At 44.9% G+C, this 19,015-nt stretch carries 14 protein-coding genes; 7 read left to right on the top strand and 7 right to left on the bottom strand.

Annotated features, from left to right (window positions below; all coding sequences use genetic code 11):
- The first annotated feature begins 214 nt into the window (after positions 1-214).
- The 3 genes from Q0890_RS06740 to Q0890_RS06750 all read left to right on the top strand — a co-directional run bounded on the left by Q0890_RS06740 (position 215) and on the right by Q0890_RS06750 (position 3,468).
- The gene (locus tag Q0890_RS06740; protein WP_299218828.1) at positions 215-1,258 is read left to right on the top strand and encodes a nitronate monooxygenase family protein; all 1,044 of its coding nucleotides are present in this window, start codon (positions 215-217) and stop codon (positions 1,256-1,258) included.
- Positions 1,259-1,582: 324 nt separating this feature from the next.
- Entirely contained in the window at positions 1,583-3,097 is a 1,515-nt protein-coding gene (locus Q0890_RS06745; protein ID WP_299218829.1) for an MATE family efflux transporter, read from the top strand.
- A gap of 119 nt (positions 3,098-3,216) precedes the next feature.
- On the top strand, positions 3,217-3,468 hold the full coding sequence (locus Q0890_RS06750) for a DUF2798 domain-containing protein (RefSeq protein WP_299218831.1): 252 nt from the start codon (positions 3,217-3,219) through the stop codon (positions 3,466-3,468).
- Here the strand turns inward: Q0890_RS06750 and oppF are convergent.
- From oppF to Q0890_RS06775, 5 genes are all read right to left on the bottom strand, one after another.
- Positions 3,462-4,460, bottom strand: coding sequence for a murein tripeptide/oligopeptide ABC transporter ATP binding protein OppF (oppF, locus tag Q0890_RS06755; protein ID WP_345832358.1), 999 nt, complete (start codon positions 4,458-4,460; stop codon positions 3,462-3,464). The genes Q0890_RS06750 and oppF overlap by 7 nt on opposite strands.
- A 59-nt stretch (positions 4,461-4,519) precedes the next feature.
- Positions 4,520-5,680, bottom strand: coding sequence for an oligopeptide ABC transporter ATP-binding protein OppD (gene oppD, locus Q0890_RS06760; RefSeq protein ID WP_299218833.1), 1,161 nt, complete (start codon positions 5,678-5,680; stop codon positions 4,520-4,522).
- A gap of 12 nt (positions 5,681-5,692) precedes the next feature.
- On the bottom strand, positions 5,693-6,598 hold the full coding sequence (oppC, locus tag Q0890_RS06765) for an oligopeptide ABC transporter permease OppC (protein WP_299185809.1): 906 nt from the start codon (positions 6,596-6,598) through the stop codon (positions 5,693-5,695).
- A 78-nt stretch (positions 6,599-6,676) separates the two neighbouring features.
- Entirely contained in the window at positions 6,677-7,597 is a 921-nt protein-coding gene (gene oppB / locus Q0890_RS06770) for an oligopeptide ABC transporter permease OppB (RefSeq protein WP_299185808.1), read from the bottom strand.
- Positions 7,598-7,750: 153 nt separating this feature from the next.
- Entirely contained in the window at positions 7,751-9,424 is a 1,674-nt protein-coding gene (locus Q0890_RS06775; protein ID WP_299218835.1) for an ABC transporter substrate-binding protein, read from the bottom strand.
- 611 nt (positions 9,425-10,035) lie between these two features.
- Between Q0890_RS06775 and Q0890_RS06780 the strand changes: the two genes are divergently transcribed.
- The 4 genes from Q0890_RS06780 (at position 10,036) to Q0890_RS06795 (ending at position 15,043) form a co-directional block, all read left to right on the top strand.
- Positions 10,036-11,013 (top strand): zinc-binding dehydrogenase, encoded by a 978-nt coding sequence (locus tag Q0890_RS06780; protein ID WP_299218836.1) that lies wholly within the window; start codon positions 10,036-10,038, stop codon positions 11,011-11,013.
- A 404-nt stretch (positions 11,014-11,417) separates the two neighbouring features.
- On the top strand, positions 11,418-12,398 hold the full coding sequence (locus Q0890_RS06785; RefSeq protein ID WP_299218837.1) for a zinc-binding dehydrogenase: 981 nt from the start codon (positions 11,418-11,420) through the stop codon (positions 12,396-12,398).
- Between the two features lie 53 nt (positions 12,399-12,451).
- The gene (locus tag Q0890_RS06790; protein ID WP_299218839.1) at positions 12,452-13,471 is read left to right on the top strand and encodes a YhdH/YhfP family quinone oxidoreductase; all 1,020 of its coding nucleotides are present in this window, start codon (positions 12,452-12,454) and stop codon (positions 13,469-13,471) included.
- A 198-nt stretch (positions 13,472-13,669) separates the two neighbouring features.
- Positions 13,670-15,043 (top strand): hypothetical protein, encoded by a 1,374-nt coding sequence (locus tag Q0890_RS06795; protein ID WP_299218840.1) that lies wholly within the window; start codon positions 13,670-13,672, stop codon positions 15,041-15,043.
- Positions 15,044-15,335: 292 nt separating this feature from the next.
- Here Q0890_RS06795 and Q0890_RS06800 read toward each other — a convergent pair whose 3' ends face one another.
- Together Q0890_RS06800 and guaA are read right to left on the bottom strand one after the other, a co-directional pair.
- Positions 15,336-16,775: an NAD(P)/FAD-dependent oxidoreductase gene (locus Q0890_RS06800; RefSeq protein WP_299218842.1), complete on the bottom strand. Its 1,440-nt coding sequence runs from the start codon at positions 16,773-16,775 to the stop codon at positions 15,336-15,338.
- Between the two features lie 352 nt (positions 16,776-17,127).
- Positions 17,128-18,732: a glutamine-hydrolyzing GMP synthase gene (guaA, locus tag Q0890_RS06805; RefSeq protein ID WP_299219017.1), complete on the bottom strand. Its 1,605-nt coding sequence runs from the start codon at positions 18,730-18,732 to the stop codon at positions 17,128-17,130.
- Positions 18,733-19,015 lie beyond the last annotated feature (283 nt).

A 19,015-nucleotide genomic window follows, 5' to 3' on the forward strand; every position in this document is an offset into this window, starting at 1 on the left:
ACATTATAAACGCTTGAACAAACCAATTTATAATCACAGGTTTTTACGTATCACTTAACTACAAATCCATAGTCAAATATCTTAACTACAATATTGTAGTCAAAACATACTTCTTTTATTGAACAACTAAATACACATTATCTAACATGCAAGCCGTCCAGCTTTGTTAAAGTAAGTCATGTAAAACACCTAATAAATAAAAAGGAAGCCCATCATGACCTTAATGAATACCCTTAATTTAACCTACCCTATCGTGCAAGCGCCGATGGCAGGTGCAACGACACCTGAGCTGGCAGCGACGGTTAGTAACTTTGGTGGATTGGGATCATTGGGGTCTGGCACGACGGCGCCAGATGTTTTAAATAAGCAAATTAACACTATTAAATCGCTCACCGATCGCCCTTTTATGATTAATCTGATGGTGTTATCGGAACATGACTCTAGTACGTTAGATAGCGAAATCCCTGCTTGGCTGAATCAATACTATCAACAGCAAAACATAGAAGTAGCGTTACCTACACGCCCAGCGTTAAACTTTGTAGATCAGCTACAAGTGCTCTATGACAATCCCGTCCCTGTCGCGAGCTTTACCTTTGGTATTATCAGCGCTGAGCAAGTGCAGCGCTTGCAAAGTCTAGGCACACGCGTCATCGGTACTGCCAATCATCCTAACGAGGCCAAAGCATGGGCAGAGATTGGTGCCGACGCAGTATGCGTGCAAGGGGTAGAAGCTGGTGGACATCGCGGAGGTTGGTTGCCACAAAGCGCAAGCGATCCAATGGGATTATTGACGCTAATTAGTCAAACGCGGGCTTGTACCGATATTCCGTTAATCGCGGCTGGCGGTATTATGACTGGGCAAGCTATTAAGGCGGTGCAAACAGCAGGGGCTGAGCTGGCGCAAATCGGCACGGCATTTTTGACCACAGATAAGTGCGGTATTAATGATATTTATAAACAGGCGCTACTCGATGCCAGTCAAGATAAGCGCAGTAGCGAGACACGCTTAACAAGACTGTTTTCAGGTAAGCAGGCACGCGGTTTGTTAAATGATTATTTACGTGATTTTGCGCACTTTGAAAACGCGCGTGAGCTACCGCCTTACCCGCAATTAAATGCCATGACCAAAGACTTGCGTGCGCATGCGAAAAAGAACCTTGATGCAGAATATCAGTCTTTATGGGCAGGACAAGGAGTCGCTTTGGTCAGACAAGAGCGCACGCTTGAGCTGCTTGAGCGACTGGTAAAAGAGATGTGATTGCTATAGCCAAAAAAAGAAACACCAGACCAGCTGATGTTTCTTTTTTAGTTTTAAACAAACCTTTTAACTCAAATAATTATTTCTTCAACCTTTTCCTAAACGCCTTATAATCGTCTGCTGTTTCTTTTACCGCTTCGCTCATCGGCATATAACTGACTTTTACCTTCCTCTGTAAACTGTATGACCATCTCATAAAAAATGACAGCCAAATGACCATAAAGCATGCCGAGGGTTTACAGCTCTAATAAAGACGGCATAAGCTTTCTCATCTATGATAAGCGTTTCGTTTAGTCAGCCCCAGATAGCGCCAAAGGATAAACATTGAGTAATACAGACATATCTTCCAGTAAACAACGTGACCTTACCCAAGGGTCGATTGCCAAAACAATGCTCCTGTTTGCCTTGCCTACCCTTGGCTCATCGGCGTTACAATCCTTAAATGGCTCAATCAATGCTATTTGGGTAGGACGGTTTTTAGGTGAAGAAGCGCTGGCGGCGACGGCAAACGGCAATATCTTGATGTTTATCCTGATATCCTTTGTGTTTGGCTTTGGTATGGCGTCGACGATCTTAATCGGTCAAGCCATGGGGCAGCGCAATGAGGATGTGGTCAAACGCACCATGGGTACAGCGCTTGGTAGTATTATTCCAATAAGTGTGTTGGTCGCGGCTGTAGGATGGATATTTGCGCCACTGCTGCTCGATTTATTAGGGACGCCGCCGAGTGCTGTGGATCTGGCTCTGAGTTATCTGCGCATGATATTCATTGCTATGCCGGTTACCCTAACCTTTACGCTGATCATGATGGCGTTACGTGGTACGGGTGATTCTACGACGCCGCTTTGGTTCATATCGATGTCGGTCGCTATTGATTTGGTGTTGACCCCTACGCTTATTTTGGGCCTTGGACCCTTCCCTGAATGGGGTATCTTTGGTTCAGCATTTGCTACCGCTGTTGCCAATACATTGGCACTGATTGGCATTCTTACCACTATGTATTTTCGTGGTTCTGTGCTGGCGCTTAGCAAGCCTGAGCTGCGGTTTTTGCGTGCAGATAGAGAAATTCTAAAATCAATGTTTTCAAAAGGGCTGCCGATGGGTCTTCAGATGATCGTCATCTCGTCAGCGGCACTGACGATGCTCTCTTTGATCAACCGCGAGGGAGTGCAGACGACAGCCGCTTATAGTGCCACGCAGCAGCTTTGGACCTATGTACAGATGCCTGCAATGGCGCTCAGTGCAGCGGCAAGTGCCATGGTGGCACAAAACATCGGGGCAGGACAATGGAATAGAGTGGCAAAAATCACTCACTGGGGGCTTGTCTTTAATGTGGTGTTGACAGGCGCTGTTATCGTAGCGCTGACGATATTTGATGAAGCTGTCTTAAGCCTTTTCCTCGGTAGTGATAGTCCAGCGGTACCGATTGGGCGTCATATTCAGCTGATGGCGACATGGGGCTTTGTGTTTTTTGGCATAGCGCAGGTATTTTTTGGTACCATGCGTGCCAATGGCTATGTAATCTGGCCACTGATTGTGATGGTGATTTCAATGTATCCTGTGCGGCTTGGTTTCGCGTTTGGATTTTATTCAACCCTTGGTAGTGACGCGCTTTGGCTGTCGTTTCCAGCGGGAATGGTAGCGACCGCGCTTATGGGAGCAGGATTGTATCTGTATGGCGGCTGGCGTAAAGGTAAGCTGTTACCTGAAGAAGAGGCGGCACAAACAACCGAGGGTTATCGCGCCCATGCGGGCACTTGTTCGGCGTGCCGTGATGTGACACCGACGACATCATGGGAGCAAGCTGAGGATAAAAGAGCGGTTGCTCAGCGTTCATGATTGTAAGGTTAATCAGGTAATTGTGATTACCGATGTAACGTATTTATTAAGCCAAAATTGCGCTGGTGTATCATCAAAAGTTTTCATTAAATGATGAAAAATTAAGGACTAAAATTATCATGGCTCTTCCCACCCTTAGAATACGTACTCGCCGCAAATACTATCGGCTTATCTTTACAGGTCTTATGGCACTGATGATGTCGCTCATTATCTCGACTGCGTTGATACTGGTCAAAACAGGCTATAGTGATCACTTCTTCGCTGATCTACTGGGGTCGTGGGGGCTGGCGTTTATATTCGCTTGGCCAAGTGCTTATGTTTGCGCGTATCTGGTACAGGAACATATACTTAGCCGGATTGAATTTTATTGAGTAGTCTCAACCTTATTTTTTAAACAAGCTACCCTATGATTGATCGTTCCTTCCAATACTGGCTCGATCTGCGCACATTCTGCGTCAGCGAGCGGACAACGGGTGCGAAATACACAGCCAGATGGCGGATGAATAGGACTGGGCAAGTCACCTTCTAACAACTGAATGGTTTTGTTACGCTCAGCGATAGGGTCAGGTAATGGCACCGCTGACATCAGCGCTTGAGTATAAGGATGGGTTGGATTGCCGTAGACTGCTTTGTCCACCCCAAGCTCAACCGCATGACCCAAATACATCACCAGTACCCGATCGGCAATGTGTTTGACCACCGACAGATCATGAGCAATAAAAATCAGCGCCAGCCCCATCTCTTCTTGAATATCTTGCAATAAGTTAATCACCTGCGCTTGAATAGAGACATCAAGGGCGGAGACAGGTTCATCGCAGATGATGATTTTGGGCTTTAATATCAATGCACGCGCGATACCAATACGCTGACACTGACCACCTGAGAACTCGTGCGGATAGCGGTTGATTTGATTGGAGAGTAGGCCCACCTTTTTCATAATGGCGCGTACTTCGTCCTGCACTTCCGCCTTTTTCATCTTTGGATAATAAGTACGTAATGGCTCAGCGATGATATCGCCAACGGTCATACGCGGATTTAAAGAAGCCAGCGGGTCTTGGAAGATCATCTGAATGTCTTTACGCTTTATTCTCATGGTCTTTTTGGAGGCGCCCACGATCTCAGCATCATTAAATTTAATGCTACCCGAATTGGCACGTACCAGTCCGATGATCGTTCGAGCAAGTGTGGATTTACCGCAGCCTGACTCCCCAACCACGCCTAAGGTCTCGCCAGCAAACAGCTCAAACGATACGCCATCCACTGCTTTTAAGGTATCGGGCTTTTGCCAAAAGTACGAGCCTTTGCGCTTGATAGCAAAGCTTGTGCGCACATCTTGCACTTGTAATAGCGGGGTTTGGTTCAGCGTTGGATCAGGCGCTTGACTGGTCGTGTTAATGGTCTCTACATTCGCTGTGGTCATGCCTAACCCTCCAAATTCAATAGATTGTTATTGCTCTTCGCTGACGTATCCACCTGCATCTCAGGCTGCCAATAACAGGCGCGCTGGCGCTCATGCGGTAAGAACTCAAGCGGCGGCGGCACATCGCGACAGATATCCATCGCGTGCGGACAACGCTCATGAAACGGACAGCCAGTCGGCAAGTTTAGCAAGTTTGGCGGACTGCCTGGAATGGTCGCAAGCTTACCACCTTTGTCGTTAAGACGCGGAATGGCTTTGAGCAGCCCAATCGTATACGGATGCGTCGGCGTATAGAATATCTCTTCGGTCTCGCCATACGCCATGGTGCGCCCTGCATACATGACCAATACCCGATCGCAGATGCCGGCGACCACGCCCAAATCATGAGTAATCATCACAATGGTCGTACCAAAGTCGCGCTTAAGCTCGTTGAGTAGCACCATAATCTGCGCTTGTACAGTGACATCAAGCGCTGTCGTTGGCTCATCAGCAATCAAGAGTTTAGGGCGACATAGGAGCGCCATAGCGATCATCACACGCTGACGCATGCCACCTGAGAACTCATGTGGATACATACCGATACGTTTTTTGGCCTCGGGTATTTTGACCGCGTCGAGCATTTTTATCGATTCTGCCCAAGCGGCCTTTTTACTCATACCTTTATGTAAAATTAAAACCTCAGCGAGCTGATCGCCTATTTTCATATAAGGATTTAGGGAGGTCATTGGATCTTGAAAGATCATCGCAACTTGCTCAGCGCGGATTTTATTCAATGCCTTTTGCGGTAGTCCTAGCAGCTCCTGACCTTCAAATCGTACCGAACCCTGAGTGCGGCCATTTTTGGCCAACAGCCCCATAATAGCAAAGGCGGTTTGCGATTTACCAGAGCCGGATTCACCAACGATGCCTAAAGTCTCGCCTTCATTCAGGTTAAAATTTAGACCATTTACCGCAGTCACCAGACCATCTTCTGTCGTAAACTGTACGGACAAATCTTTGACGGTCAGTAAGCTGTTTTTCTCAGAGCGGCTATCTACAGGCACGTCCCTACTGTCATCAAGCATAGTTGAATCTATTTTTTGAGGGGGACTGTTTTTAGCACCGTTTTTAGTAACACTTTTCGCATGGTTTTGAGCGGCGGTATTGATATCTTGAGTTGTCATAGTGTCGACCTCCTAGCGATCTTTGGGATCAAACGCATCACGCAGACCATCGCCGATAAAGTTAAAGCAAAATAGAGTAATGACCAAAAATGCAGACGGAATCAAAATCTGCCATGGTGCTACCTGCATGGTCTGCGAGCCTTCTTGTAGCAGCGCGCCCCAACTGGTCATCGGCTCTTGTACACCCAGTCCTAAGAAACTTAAGAACGACTCAAATAAAATCATCGTTGGTACTAACAATGAGGCATAAACCACCACCACGCCGAGCACATTTGGCACGATATGACGCAGGATAATATTAAACCCTGACACCCCGCCGACGTGCGCCGCTTCGATAAACTCTTTACTTTTAAGGCTCAGCGTCTGACCACGCACAATACGCGCCACATCAAGCCAAGAAACCAAGCCTATAGCGACGAAAATTAAAATAAGATTACGACCGAATATAGTCACTAGCAAAATCACAAAGAACATAAATGGAAAGGCGCTCAAAATCTCCAAAAAGCGCATCATGATCATATCGACTTTACCACCAAGATAGCCCGATGTTGCGCCATACACGGTACCAACCAATACCGCCACCGTTGCGCCTGCGATACCGACTAGTAAAGATATTCGTCCGCCCATTGCGGTACGTACGAGCAAGTCGCGACCGAGCGAGTCGGTACCAAAATAATGCTGGTTTTCAATCGATGGCGCTGCTTGCATAAAGCTCCAATCGGTCTCAGCATATCCATAAGGCGCTAGCATCGGTACAAATATCACAAAAGCACCGACCAGCAATAAAATAAAAAAGCTGGCCACTGCGGCTTTGTTTTGATAAAAGCGTCGCCACGCATCTTGCCAAAGGCTACGGCCTTTAATCTCTTTGGTAGGCAAATCAGCCATGCCAGTAGGTTGGTCTGCGATAAGGCTCATAGTCGTCCTTTTAATAATCTGTCATTTAAAGTGTTAAGCGGCAGTGCGCTCTAGATAACGGCTCGTTTTTGATCACAATCAATACTGAACTTTGGGATCAATAACGGCGTATAAAATATCGACAATAGCGTTAAAAGCAATGGTCAATACGCCAACCAAAATGGTCAGACTCAGCACCACACCATAATCGCGATTAAGCGCTCCATTGACAAATAACTGACCGATACCCGGTAGACCAAAGATGGTTTCGATAACAATAGAGCCTGTGATAATACCCACAAAAGCAGGGCCTAGATAAGAAATAACAGGTAGCGACGCTGGACGCAAAGCATGCTTTAACACAATCTGACGCATCGGTAACCCTTTAGATTTGGCGGTGCGTATATATTGGCTGTTCATCACCTCGATCATCGAGCCACGCATGATCCGCGCGATACTTGCCACATAAGCCAGCGCTAACGCAGTCACGGGCAGGATAAGGTTTTGCACTGCGCCATCGTTCCAGCCGCCTGCCGGTAACCACTGCAAAATGATGGCAAAGATAAGCACGAGTAGCGGCGCTTTGACAAAGCTTGGAATCACAACGCCGGTCATCGCAAAAGCCATGAGCACGTAATCAAGCCATGAGTTTTGTTTGAGTGCAGCGATAATACCAAGTGCCAAACCCAGTACCACCGCTACTACAAAGGCATAAAACCCAAGCTCTAACGAGACGGGTAGAGACTGGGATAACAGCTCATTGACCGTATAGTCTTTGTACTTAAAAGACGGCCCAAAGTCGCCTACTGCCAACTGCTTTAAGTAGTTGACATATTGTAGCCACATTGGGTCGTTAAGATTATATTTGGCTTCAATATTTGCCAATACCGCAGGTGATAAGTTGCGCTCTGTTGTAAAAGGACTACCAGGCGCTAGGCGCATCATAAAAAAGGACACGGTAATCAAAACGAACATGGTCGGAATGGCTTCTAAGATACGCCGAAAGATGAGCTTTAGCATAGAACCTCTTTATAGAACCTTTGTATAAAGGTTCCTATCTCTAAAATTTTTCTTGAAACAATGACCTTCAAGATTTATAAGTCCAAACAGACAAGCGCTATAAATCAGAACAAATCTTTTTTATAGCGCTCACTCATAAAGGTGATTTAATGACTAGTGTTTGGCAATAGAGATATTTTTGCCCTGCCAATTGCCCAAAGGATCATTCTCCGAAAATCCGATAACATAAGGCTTAACCATTCGCGGACTAACGTAGTGATAGATGTTTAACAGCCCCATATCGTCATCCAACTGAGCCTCTGCTTGCTGATACAAATCTGCACGTTGCGCATCGGTGACCCCAGGTTTTAGGGTTTGCGCCATCAGACTGTCAAATTTGGGGCTATTGTATTTACCGTAGTTGCCGCTATTGTCGGATTTTGTGATATTTAAAAAGGCTGAAGGCTCATTGTAATCCGCACACCAGCCAGCACGCGCAATTTCATAATTACCGTTACGGCGCGTATCAAGGTAGGTTTTCCATTCTTTATTGACTAAATTGACATCGACAAACCCAAGTGCTTGCTTCCACAATGACGTGGCAGCAACCGCGACCTTTTTATGATTGTCATTGGTATTGTAGAGTAGCTCAAAGCTAAGCGGGTTATTCTCATCATACCCTGCTTCGTTGAGTAGTTTTTTGGCCTCAGCGATACGCTTATCTTGATCCCAACTGGACCACTCTGGCGTGTTTGCCACATCACCATTGGTCACAGTAGGCGTCAGCTGATAAGCGGCCGTTTGGCCTTGACCGATTACCTTATCAACAATAGTATCGCGATCTAAGGCTAGCGCCAAAGCGCGGCGTACTTTAGGATCATCAAAAGGCGGTTTTACGGTATTAAATTCATAATAGTAAGTACAAAGGTAAGGCGATACTCTCAGCTCTTTTCCATAATCTGCCTGCAAAGAGTTAAACTGTTCGGTTGGAATTTCGTTATAGGTTACATCAACCTCACCTGCCTGATAGCGCGATACATCAGTCACGCTAGAGGGAATCGGTAACATGGTGATCGTATCAAGCGTAGTATTGGCGTCATCGTAATACTTAGAATTACGCGACAGCACCAGCTCATCATTGATCTGCCATTTACTGACTGTATAGGGACCATTGACTACGATATTCGTAGGGTCTGTCCACTTATCGCCAAATTCTTCGATGGTCTTTTGATGTACTGGTTTGACTGAGTTATGAATCAGCATATCGGGGAAGTACGGTACTGGTTCTGTTAGTGTCACTTGTAGCGTCTTATCGTCGATGGCTTCTACGCCTAGCGTTTCAATACCAGCAGCGCCCGCGACGATTTGATCGGCGCCTTTTACTTTGGCATCGACCAAATAGCTTGAATAAGGGGACGCTGTATTTGGATCGACCAAACGACGCATACTATAAGCGAAATCCTCTGCGGTAACCGGATCACCATTTGACCAGTTGGCATCACGCAGTTTAAACGTCCATACCTTGTTATCGTCGCTCTCCCAACTGGTTGCCATTGCTGGGATAGTTTTGCCATCAGCATCGGTATTGGTCAGGCCCTCAAATATTTGACGACCAATATTAGATTCGGGTACGCCCGATACTTTATGTGGATCTAGCGACTCAGGCTCGGTGCCGTTATTGATGGTCAGCTCTTGCGTTTCAGCCAAGACATTAGGGTCGATGTCAGCTGCAGCATCGGCATTGCTGGTGTTGGCAGTATTGTCGCTACAGCCCGTCATAAACATAGCAAGTACAAGAGAAGTGGGTAAAAAGACGGTAGTACGCAGGGAGGTAGGGTTGAAAGTCATATGATATCCTATCGGGCAGATGGCAAGCAGCTTGCCCAATCTTTTAGTAAATCCATTTAAGTTTAGTATCTCTTACTTATGTCATTAAAGGTCATATTCCGACCTTTCACCTTGTAATTACAACGCTTCAACCAAACCCTTTTAGGTCTAAATGAGCAGTTACTATTACCTATTGATAACACAAATTAGAAAACTATTGGTAACATTAATAATAAAAAAAGTTATGAATGTCAACAGCTTTTAAGACTTTGGAGAGGATATAAGGTAGAAAAAGTCTCTTAAGACGATGATGCTATTAGATCAAAATGATGAAAAATCCTGTCAATTTATGACTTTTTGCACAAAATTTACCGCTTTTATCGTTTAAAACCGACCTTTCATCAAAAGACTGCTCTTCTGTTATGAATTGTAGTCAAAATTTTTCAATAGTCTACAATGCTCAGTAGGGGATTATTTGACTGTTTGGTCTGAATCTTAATAGAAGTGACGTTATCTTGTGATTGTAAGTCGATGACAACGTTCATTAACCAAACTGATGTTGCGATAGACACGCGCGACTTGCTACTGTGGCTGGTAGTTTTTCACCAATCAAAAAAAATAAAGGATTTATTATGCGTAGCGCAACTTATGAGACTTTTGGCAAACCGACTGAGGTATTAAGCCTTGGCGACAGCCCTATTCCAGAGCCAAAGGCTACCGAGGTGCGAGTAAAAACCATACTCGCCTCTATTCATAACCATGACCTATTGACCATTCGCGGTAAATACGGCTTTAAACCTGAACTGCCAGCGATCGGTGGTTCTGAAGCCTTAGGGATCATCGATGCTGTCGGTAGTGACGTCAAAGACCTAAAAGTCGGTCAGCGTATTGCGGCAGCAAGCGTCCAAGCGACGTGGGCTGAATACTTTACCGCGCCTGCCAGCATGATATTCCCTATACCGGACAGCTTAGAAGATGAGTTGGCGGCACAATTAATCGCTATGCCGCTCAGTGCCTTGATGTTGCTTGAGTTCTTAGAAGTAGAGAGTGGGCAATGGGTTATCCATAATGCTGCCAATGGTGCGGTTGGTAAGTCGCTTGCGATGTTGGCTGCGGCGCGCGGGGTGAATACAATCAACGTCGTACGTAGTAGCGATGCGTTAGAAGAGTTAGAAGCCCTCGGTATCAAAAACAATATCAATAACTCAGATGACGACTGGAAAGATCAAGTCCGTCACATTATAGGCGATGACAGCATCAGCGCCGCAGTGGACTCGGTCGGCGGTGAGGCCAGTGGTGATTTACTGTCATTGCTAGGTCATTATGGTACGTTTGCTGTCTTTGGCGCAATGTCAGGCAAGCCAATGGCGCTCAATCCTACTGATATGATATTTAAGCAAGCAACGTTAAAAGGCTTTTGGGGCAGTAAGATCAGTCAAGAAATGAGTGTCGAAAATAAGCAGCGTTTGGTTGATGAGCTGATCGAGCGCGCCGTTGATGGCAAGTTAAAACTGCCCGTTGAAGCAACTTTTGATCTGGCGGATATCATCAAAGCAGTCGATGGTAAATTGCAGTCTGAAAAAACAGGTAAAGTGCTTTTGAAGCCTTAGTTTTTAGTCACTACTAAAACTATCAGTGATGGCAGTGTTCTTCTTAGAATGCTGCCATTTTTTTATGCTTTTGTATTTTTATTTAACAATAGTAACCCATTCATCGAATTTACAATGATAAGCAAGTAACAACGTTAGGTAACCAAAATCAAGTTGAGAACGCTTAGTCTGAGTTGTTATCGTCTATAAGTAGCAAATTATAGTCAGTACTAAATAAAATCAATACATTATTAGCTACGTGCTACTGGTATAAATTTTCCTCGCTTGCTGTGTGCTTCGCACTCCAGAGGCTTCGCAAAATCCATTCCAGCAGCACTGTATCGGTTTTAAAGTGATTTGACTATGTTATCAAGCTTATATCTCTTTAAGTACTCAAACTTATAAATAATAAAAAGGATATTTCTATGCGCACTGCAACTTACAACGAATTTGGCAAACCCTCAGAAGTGCTTAGTGTAACCGAAAGCCCTACTCCAGAACCTAATAATAACCAAGTCCGTATCAAAACCATCTTATCTTCTATCCATAACCATGATTTGGTTACCATCAAAGGCGAGTACGGTAATAAACCTGAATTGCCTGCCACGGGCGGTAGTGAAGCAGTAGGGGAAATCGATGCTTTAGGTAGCGCGGTCACAGGCTTTGAAAAAGGTCAGCGCGTCGTCGTATCAGGCGTACAAGGCACGTGGGCGGAGTATTTTATCGCGCCAGCTCAAAGCATCATTCCTATACCAGACGCTATCGATGATGAAATGGCCGCTCAGCTTATCGCCATGCCAATGAGTGCGCTGCTGCTCATTGAGTTTTTAAACATCAAGCCGGGTCAATGGATCATTCAAAATGCTGCCAATGGCGCGGTTGGTGAATCCATGGCAATGCTCGCTCCCGAGCGTAATATCAATACGATTAATCTGGTGCGTAGTACAGAATCGGAACAAGAACTCATTGATTTAGGTATCGTTGATAACAATGTCGTGACCGATAACGATGACTGGAAAGAGCAAGTCAAAAATATCGTTGGTGACGATAAAATCAGCGGCGCAGTCGATGCGGTCGGCGGCAAGTCTGGTGGCGAGCTGGTATCTCTACTGGGTAAACACGGTGTGCTAGCATCTTTAGGTGCCATGTCTGGCAAACCGCTCACACTCAACCCTAGCAATCTGATTTTTAATTTGGCGCAGGTAAAAGGCTTTTGGGCAAGCGATATGATGCAAGAAATCAGTAGCGATGATATGCAGCGCCTGACCCGTGAGCTGATTGAGCGCGCGGCAAGCGGTCAATTAAAACTCCCTACAGGCGGCATTTATCCTTTAGATGATATTCAAACAGCGGTCTCTGAAAAAGTACAGTCAGACAAAAAAGGTAAGATATTGATTAAGCCTTAATATATGTGTTTAAAACCTATTTAATCCAAAAGTAATAAAAAAGGAATAATATTATGTCCAATCAAACGAACGCTGATAATAAAACCTTTAAAGCCTTAGTTGTCGAAGAAACGAACGACGGTGAATTTAAAAAAAGTATTCAACAGCGCAACGTCAGTGATTTGCCTGAGAACGATTTATTGATCGAAGTGCATTATTCATCATTGAATTTCAAAGATGCGATGTCGGCATCGGGCAATAAAAGAATCACTAGAAACTACCCGCATACCCCTGGTATTGATGCGGCAGGTGTGGTGATGAGTGACAAGTCTGGCACCTTTTCAGAAGGTCAAGAAGTCGTCGTATTCGGTTATGATTTGGGTATGGATACCGATGGCGGCTTAAGCCAAATGATCTCTATCCCTGCCGATTGGGCGGTCGCCTGTCCAGACTCTTTATCGCTAAAAGAAGCCATGATTTATGGTACGGGCGGTCTAACCGCAGCCTTAAGTGTGCAAAAGCTTGAAAAAATGGGTGCAAAACCTGCAGACGGTCCCGTCGCGGTCACGGGTGCAACGGGTGGTGTGGGCAGTATCAGTATCGCCATCCTAAAGCAGCTTGGCTATGACGTCATCGCCTTCTCAGGTAAGTCTGAGCAAAGCGACTATCTAAAAGCGCTTGGCGCAAGCGAAGTCCGTCATCGCGACACCATCAATGAGATTGGCGATAAACCTGTCGGTCGTGAGCTGTGGGCCAACGCCATTGATACCATCGGCGGCGACTATTTGGCAAACTTGCTCAAGCAAACCAAAGCGGGCGGCGCAGTTACTAGTTGTGGCTTAGCGGGCGGTGCTGAATTTTCGATGACAGTATTGCCGTTTATCACCCGCGCAGTATCCTTACTTGGTATCGATTCGGTCTATATTCCACTGGACGATAAAAAGGCCATTTGGGAGCGTGTCTCAACCGATATGAAGCTGCCTGATCTTGAGAGTTATGCGGAGGAAATTACGTTAGAGCAGACGCCTGAGTATTTAGATCGCTTTATGGCGAGTCAGACGGTTGGGCGTTATGTGGTGAATGTGCGGGGTTAGGGTTTGGTTTAGAGTATAGGTTTTTAGATGATGGTAGTGCTCTTTTAGGGTGCTGCTTTTTTATTGAGAGCATAGCAATATATTTTAAAATTGAAGTATATTGCTAAAGGCATGCTAAGCTATATCTAAAATAATGTTGTCAAAACATAAAGAATATTTCACTATTTAGTAAATTTATGATTGAGGGTAAATACTTTCATGATACCAAATGAAATAATTAAACAGATTCGTACTGGCGAACTGGTTTTACACTGTGTCGAAGTAGAAATTTTTCAAACAGCAGACAATGGATGCAAGATGCTAGGACACGGCACTATCAAAATAAACAGTGTCGGCACTATTTATTTAGAATTCATTTGTACTCATAGTGAAAATGTGCCACATGCGTTTTTTAATAAAAAACTACCTAAAGATCCCTTAAACCCTGAAGAAAAGTTATACCTTCGTGTTAAAAATTTAAATGGTAATGAATATAAGTCTGATGGTTTTTCTATTAAAATTAATCTTAATTCATCATCCTTACCAGCTCATTACTACGTAATATTATCGTCCATTTATTCGCTAAGTGAAACTGAACTACCAAAGCCAAAAGAAGATAGTTATATATATTTCGAGTTTGCAGATTATTTCAATATACCATCAAACAAAAAAAACTCAGTAGTGTCTAGTCTTGGCTCTGAATCTCACAGCTGGAATCAGACAGTGATACAAATGGATGGTTACTCTGTATCTATGGTGAAATATAAGGACTATACAGAAGTTAAAGCCACTGGGGTTTTTGAGCCTGATAAGTTATTTAAATGTCTTAAGTTTTATATTGGATTTTCTAGCGCATCTATGCCTCAACCTTATTATATGATAAGCATAACAAACGGAGAAGAAAAACGAACTGTTTACAGCATATCTGATAAGCAAAAGCGTCAGACTTCATCTAGCCCAATGGTCGATAGCGCTGCCGATGAAAAGTACAGAGACTCTACCTACCATTATGCGCTTTTAGAAAACATACAAAGCTTATATAAGGACAACTCAAAACATTTTGACAGTGTCTACTCACAATGGGAAAGAGTTTGGTACTCGTTTCAATCGAAAAATAGCATTATGATCCTTACTCTATCAGTTGCCATTGAAGGTCTATTGAATGATATCTATATTCCTGCTATTAAGTCTAAAGATGAGAATATAGAGTTGAATACTGAGATAGATGAGATAAAAGCACAGATAAAGAATCTTAAACTAACAGCTGAACAATGTAGTCGCCTACTTGGCAGTGTAAGCTATTGGAAAAATGTCACAGCAGCTAAAGCTCTTAATTATTTAGTTGAACATAAAATCATAACATCTGATGACAAAAAGCTATGGCAAAATCTTCGTAATGAAAGTGCGCATCCTAAAGTACGAGAAGAAAATTTGGCTAGAGAGAGACTAGAAATTGAACAGGTTTTATCCTGTTTAGATTTATTCCACAAACTTATCTTAAACACCTTAAAGTTCTCTGGCCCGATTAGGGTTTTACAACTTAAAGAACACTATGGTTATGTAGAGTTAAATCATATTGATGTTCTAAGCTAACAGCATTAAAAATATAAAATTGTTAATAAATTTTGATAAATATTTAATCTACGACTTATGGAGCTTTTTAGCCTCGATTGCAGCGGTTATCCTTGTTTGACCCCTAGATTGCGACGACTTAGTCCGCTGGGGTATCGCGGTAGCAGGAACACATCGGGCTTTAGTCGCAGCTCTAAGGGGCAGACAAGATAATAGCGAAAAGCGAGAATAGCTCCAAAACCTTTAAACCAAAAAAAACACCCAATAAGTTGAGTGTTTTCAAAAAATAGTAAGCAGCTAAATAAGCAAACGCCTACTCTTTTATATTTTTATCCTCTACCCGCAAATCTCTACAAATACGCTGGGCGGCCATGCCCAAAGCTTCGGTAAACGTTGGGAATGCCAACTCTAAATTGGCAATCTCATGCACGGTCATGCCAGTCGCCATACAAGTGGCGGCCACCTGAATCACCTCAGCCGAGTATGAACCAAGGACATGCGCGCCCAGTAGTTTTTGGCTCTGTTTGCCGATGATAATCTTACAAAAGCCGTCCGTTCGCGCATCCATAATAGCGCGCGGTAGCCCTTCGTAATCGATGATTTGTACCATGCAGTCGTGCTCTTTTTCCGCTTGCGCCTGCGTCATGCCGACAGAACCATATTCAGGCTCAGTAAAGCTACCCGTGGCGATCGCTTTTGGGTCGTATCTCTCGGCAGTATCAGAGACCGCGTTTTGCGCGGCGACGCGCGCTTGATGGGCGGCGCTTTGCACAAACATACTGATGCCATTGGCATCGCCTGCCACATACACGCCGTCTACGTTGGTTTGTAAGTAGTCATCGACGTCGATATAAGGGCCGTTTAATTTAATATCGGTGGCATCAAGGTTGAGCCCGTCTAAGTCCGCAGGCCAGCCTACCATTAAGAACACTGCGTCGGTCATGAGCGAGTCTTCTTTATCATCGTCATTGTGCTTATAGTTGACTTTTAATCGACCGTTTTCTTTTTCGATAGACTGACATCCGGTACTGGTCAGAATATTCATGCCGCGCGCCTCAAAGGCTTCTTCTAGCTTACGCGAGATATCGATATCGCTTGGCGGGGTCAAGCGATCGGCAAATTCGATGATATCGACTTGTGCGCCAAAATCGATAAGGATGGAGGCCAGCTGACAACCGGTCGCTGAGCCGCCGACCACTGTGACCCGTTTTGGCAATTCGGTCATCGACCACAAATCATGAAATGAGAGCGCAAGCTCATTGCCCGGAATATCTAGTTTTCTGGGTTTGCCGCCAACGGTTAAGATGATTTGATCAGCGCTAAACTCACGGCCATCACCAATCGTCACGGTTTTATTGTCGATAAAATGCGTGGGTCCGACCTCATCTATGACCTCGATACCTTGCTGCTCAACCACTTTGGTTAGATGCCATACTTCATTGGCATGGGCGGCGACGCGATTGGCATTGTCGATAGCGGCAGCAAAATCGACTGCTGGCGTCTCGCCTTTTAGCCCAAACTGCGGATAGAGTTCGGTATCGGTGCGCAGGCGCGCTGCTCGTGCCAGCGTTCTGACGGGTGCAGGGCCTTCATTAAATGCGGTACCGCCAAGCTTATTGGCCTCTAATAATGTGACAGCTGCGCCGAGTTCATGCGCGCGCAGGGCCGCTTGTACCCCAGCTGGGCCGCCGCCGATGACGAGGACGGTTTGTTTATCTTTTGAATTATTATCTAATTGATTATTGTTATTCATGATTTTTCCAGTTTGATAATTATTTATAAGTTAAATTCTAGTCTTAGTAAAACACACCCTACTGCGGATTACTGCGAGATTTATAATCGTTTTTGTTAGCGTGTGTTCGATGTGATATAACGAAAGTAACTCAGTCTGTCACAAGATTAACGGTTAAATTTAGACAAAAAAAACACCCAACTGAGTTGAGTGTTTTTTTTACCTATAGCGAGAGTATTTGATTATTGATAAGTTGTATATCAATTCAAAAAATTTGAGTAGCGAGGAAAACGAGTGTAAGCACTACGTCTTGTAGGCTAAGCGAGTTTGACAACGCTAATCAGATTTTTAGTTTGATGGCTTGTATTAAGGGCTACTCCCACTCAATAGTAGCCGGCGGCTTGCTCGATACATCATAGGTCACCCGTGAGACATCTTTGATTTCATTCATAATGCGATTACTGACCGTCTCAATCAGATCATACGGCAAATGAGCAAATCGCGCCGTCATAAAGTCTACAGTTTCAACGGCGCGCAGGGCAATGACCCACGCATAACGGCGACCATCACCGACCACGCCAACAGACTTAATCGGCTGAAATACCGCAAACGCTTGCGCGGTCTTGTCATACCAGCCTGAGCGCTCCAGCTCTTGCATAAAGATGGCATCGGCAAGACGCAGGATATCGGCGTATTCTTTTTTCACCTCGCCCAAGATGCGCACGCCCAAACCTGGCCCTGGGAACGGATGACGATAGATCATCTTCTCTGGCAGTCCTAGCGTGATGCCAAGCTTACGCACTTCATCTTTAAACAGATCACGTAACGGCTCAACCAATTCAAACGCCAAGTCATCTGGTAGACCGCCGACGTTATGATGGCTTTTGATAACGTGTGCTTTGCCTTGGTGCGATTTGGCGGATTCAATCACGTCAGGATAAATCGTACCCTGCGCTAAGAATTCAATGGTTTTGCCATCGCTTTGCTCGCTCACTTCACGCGCGCTATTGGCAAACACATCGATAAAGGTTTTACCGATGATTTTGCGTTTGGCTTCAGGATCTGACTCACCTGCTAGTGCATTTAAGAACAAGTCTTCGGCATCGACGCGGATGACTTTGACGCCCATGTTTTCGGCGAACACTTGCATGACTTGATCGCCTTCGTGCAAACGCAAGAGGCCATTATCGACAAACACACAGGTGAGCTGATCACCGATTGCCTTGTGCAATAGCGCAGCGACCACTGAGCTGTCGACCCCGCCGGATAGACCGAGCAGCACTTGCTTATCACCGATTTGCTCTTTGAGCTGCGCCACCCGCATATCGACGATATTGTCTGGCGTCCATTCCCCTGCACAGTCACAGATTTGATGCACAAAGCGACCGAGTAGCGCTTGTCCTTGTAAGGTATGAGTCACCTCAGGGTGAAACTGCAAACCGTAATATTGCTTATCATCATCCGCCATAATCGCAATCGGACAGCTTGGCGTGCTGGCAATGATATCAAAGCCTTGCGGCGCTTCGATCACTTTATCGCCATGACTCATCCATACATTCAGCTTGGCTGACTTGCCTTCTGTGCTGCTGTCCTCGATGCCTTCAGTCAACTGCGAATGTCCGTTAACATCAATCGTCGCCGCACCAAACTCATGAATATCGCTGGCATGAACCTGCCCGCCAAAACGATCCGCCATCGCTTGCATACCGTAGCAAATACCAAGGACTGGCACGCCCAAGTCAAAAACCGCATCATTAATACGTGGGCTATTTTCTGCGTGGACGCTTTCAGGACCGCCCGAAAGAATCACGCCTTTGGCACCGAAGTCATGGATACGCTTAGCATCAATATCGTAAGGGAACATCTCACAAAATACGCCAGAGTCGCGCACACGGCGAGCGATAAGCTGGCTGTACTGCGAGCCAAAATCGAGGATAAGAATGCGGTCTTCTTTAATCGTAGGCGTGCTGGTGTTCATGGTTGCATCAGTGGTCATAGGTGGCAGTCCATCAAAATAAAATAGTGGGGTATTTTAACAAGTTTGCGCCCATTAATGGCTATTAGATGTTTAATTATTCGTAGTTATTGACGATTATCAGTCGTTTTGTCAGTTATATGCCGTTATTTGTATTTGACAGTACTAAATGTGAGAGAACAAAAGGCAGTAATACTGATAATAAAGAAGCCAATCGCATTTTATACGCAATTAAGTAAATAAAACCATGCATTTATAGCTAATATAGACTTAGTAAAAAGTAAAA

Source organism: uncultured Psychrobacter sp. (assembly GCF_947488565.1).
GTDB classification, from domain to species: Bacteria; Pseudomonadota; Gammaproteobacteria; order Pseudomonadales; family Moraxellaceae; genus Psychrobacter; species Psychrobacter saeujeotis.

What these genes read in the sequence shown, in the direction of transcription:
- Q0890_RS06790 (WP_299218839.1), top strand. Translation starts at nt 12,452, where the DNA reads ATGTCCAATCAAACGAACGCTGATAATAAAACCTTTAAAGCCTTAGTT.
- Q0890_RS06785 (WP_299218837.1), top strand. Translation starts at nt 11,418, where the DNA reads ATGCGCACTGCAACTTACAACGAATTTGGCAAACCCTCAGAAGTGCTT.
- Q0890_RS06800 (WP_299218842.1), bottom strand. Translation starts at nt 16,775, where the DNA reads ATGAATAACAATAATCAATTAGATAATAATTCAAAAGATAAACAAACC.
- Q0890_RS06780 (WP_299218836.1), top strand. Translation starts at nt 10,036, where the DNA reads ATGCGTAGCGCAACTTATGAGACTTTTGGCAAACCGACTGAGGTATTA.
- Q0890_RS06750 (WP_299218831.1), top strand. Translation starts at nt 3,217, where the DNA reads ATGGCTCTTCCCACCCTTAGAATACGTACTCGCCGCAAATACTATCGG.
- Q0890_RS06775 (WP_299218835.1), bottom strand. Translation starts at nt 9,424, where the DNA reads ATGACTTTCAACCCTACCTCCCTGCGTACTACCGTCTTTTTACCCACT.
- oppD (WP_299218833.1), bottom strand. Translation starts at nt 5,680, where the DNA reads ATGACAACTCAAGATATCAATACCGCCGCTCAAAACCATGCGAAAAGT.
- Q0890_RS06795 (WP_299218840.1), top strand. Translation starts at nt 13,670, where the DNA reads ATGATACCAAATGAAATAATTAAACAGATTCGTACTGGCGAACTGGTT.
- Q0890_RS06740 (WP_299218828.1), top strand. Translation starts at nt 215, where the DNA reads ATGACCTTAATGAATACCCTTAATTTAACCTACCCTATCGTGCAAGCG.
- oppB (WP_299185808.1), bottom strand. Translation starts at nt 7,597, where the DNA reads ATGCTAAAGCTCATCTTTCGGCGTATCTTAGAAGCCATTCCGACCATG.
- guaA (WP_299219017.1), bottom strand. Translation starts at nt 18,732, where the DNA reads ATGAACACCAGCACGCCTACGATTAAAGAAGACCGCATTCTTATCCTC.
- oppC (WP_299185809.1), bottom strand. Translation starts at nt 6,598, where the DNA reads ATGAGCCTTATCGCAGACCAACCTACTGGCATGGCTGATTTGCCTACC.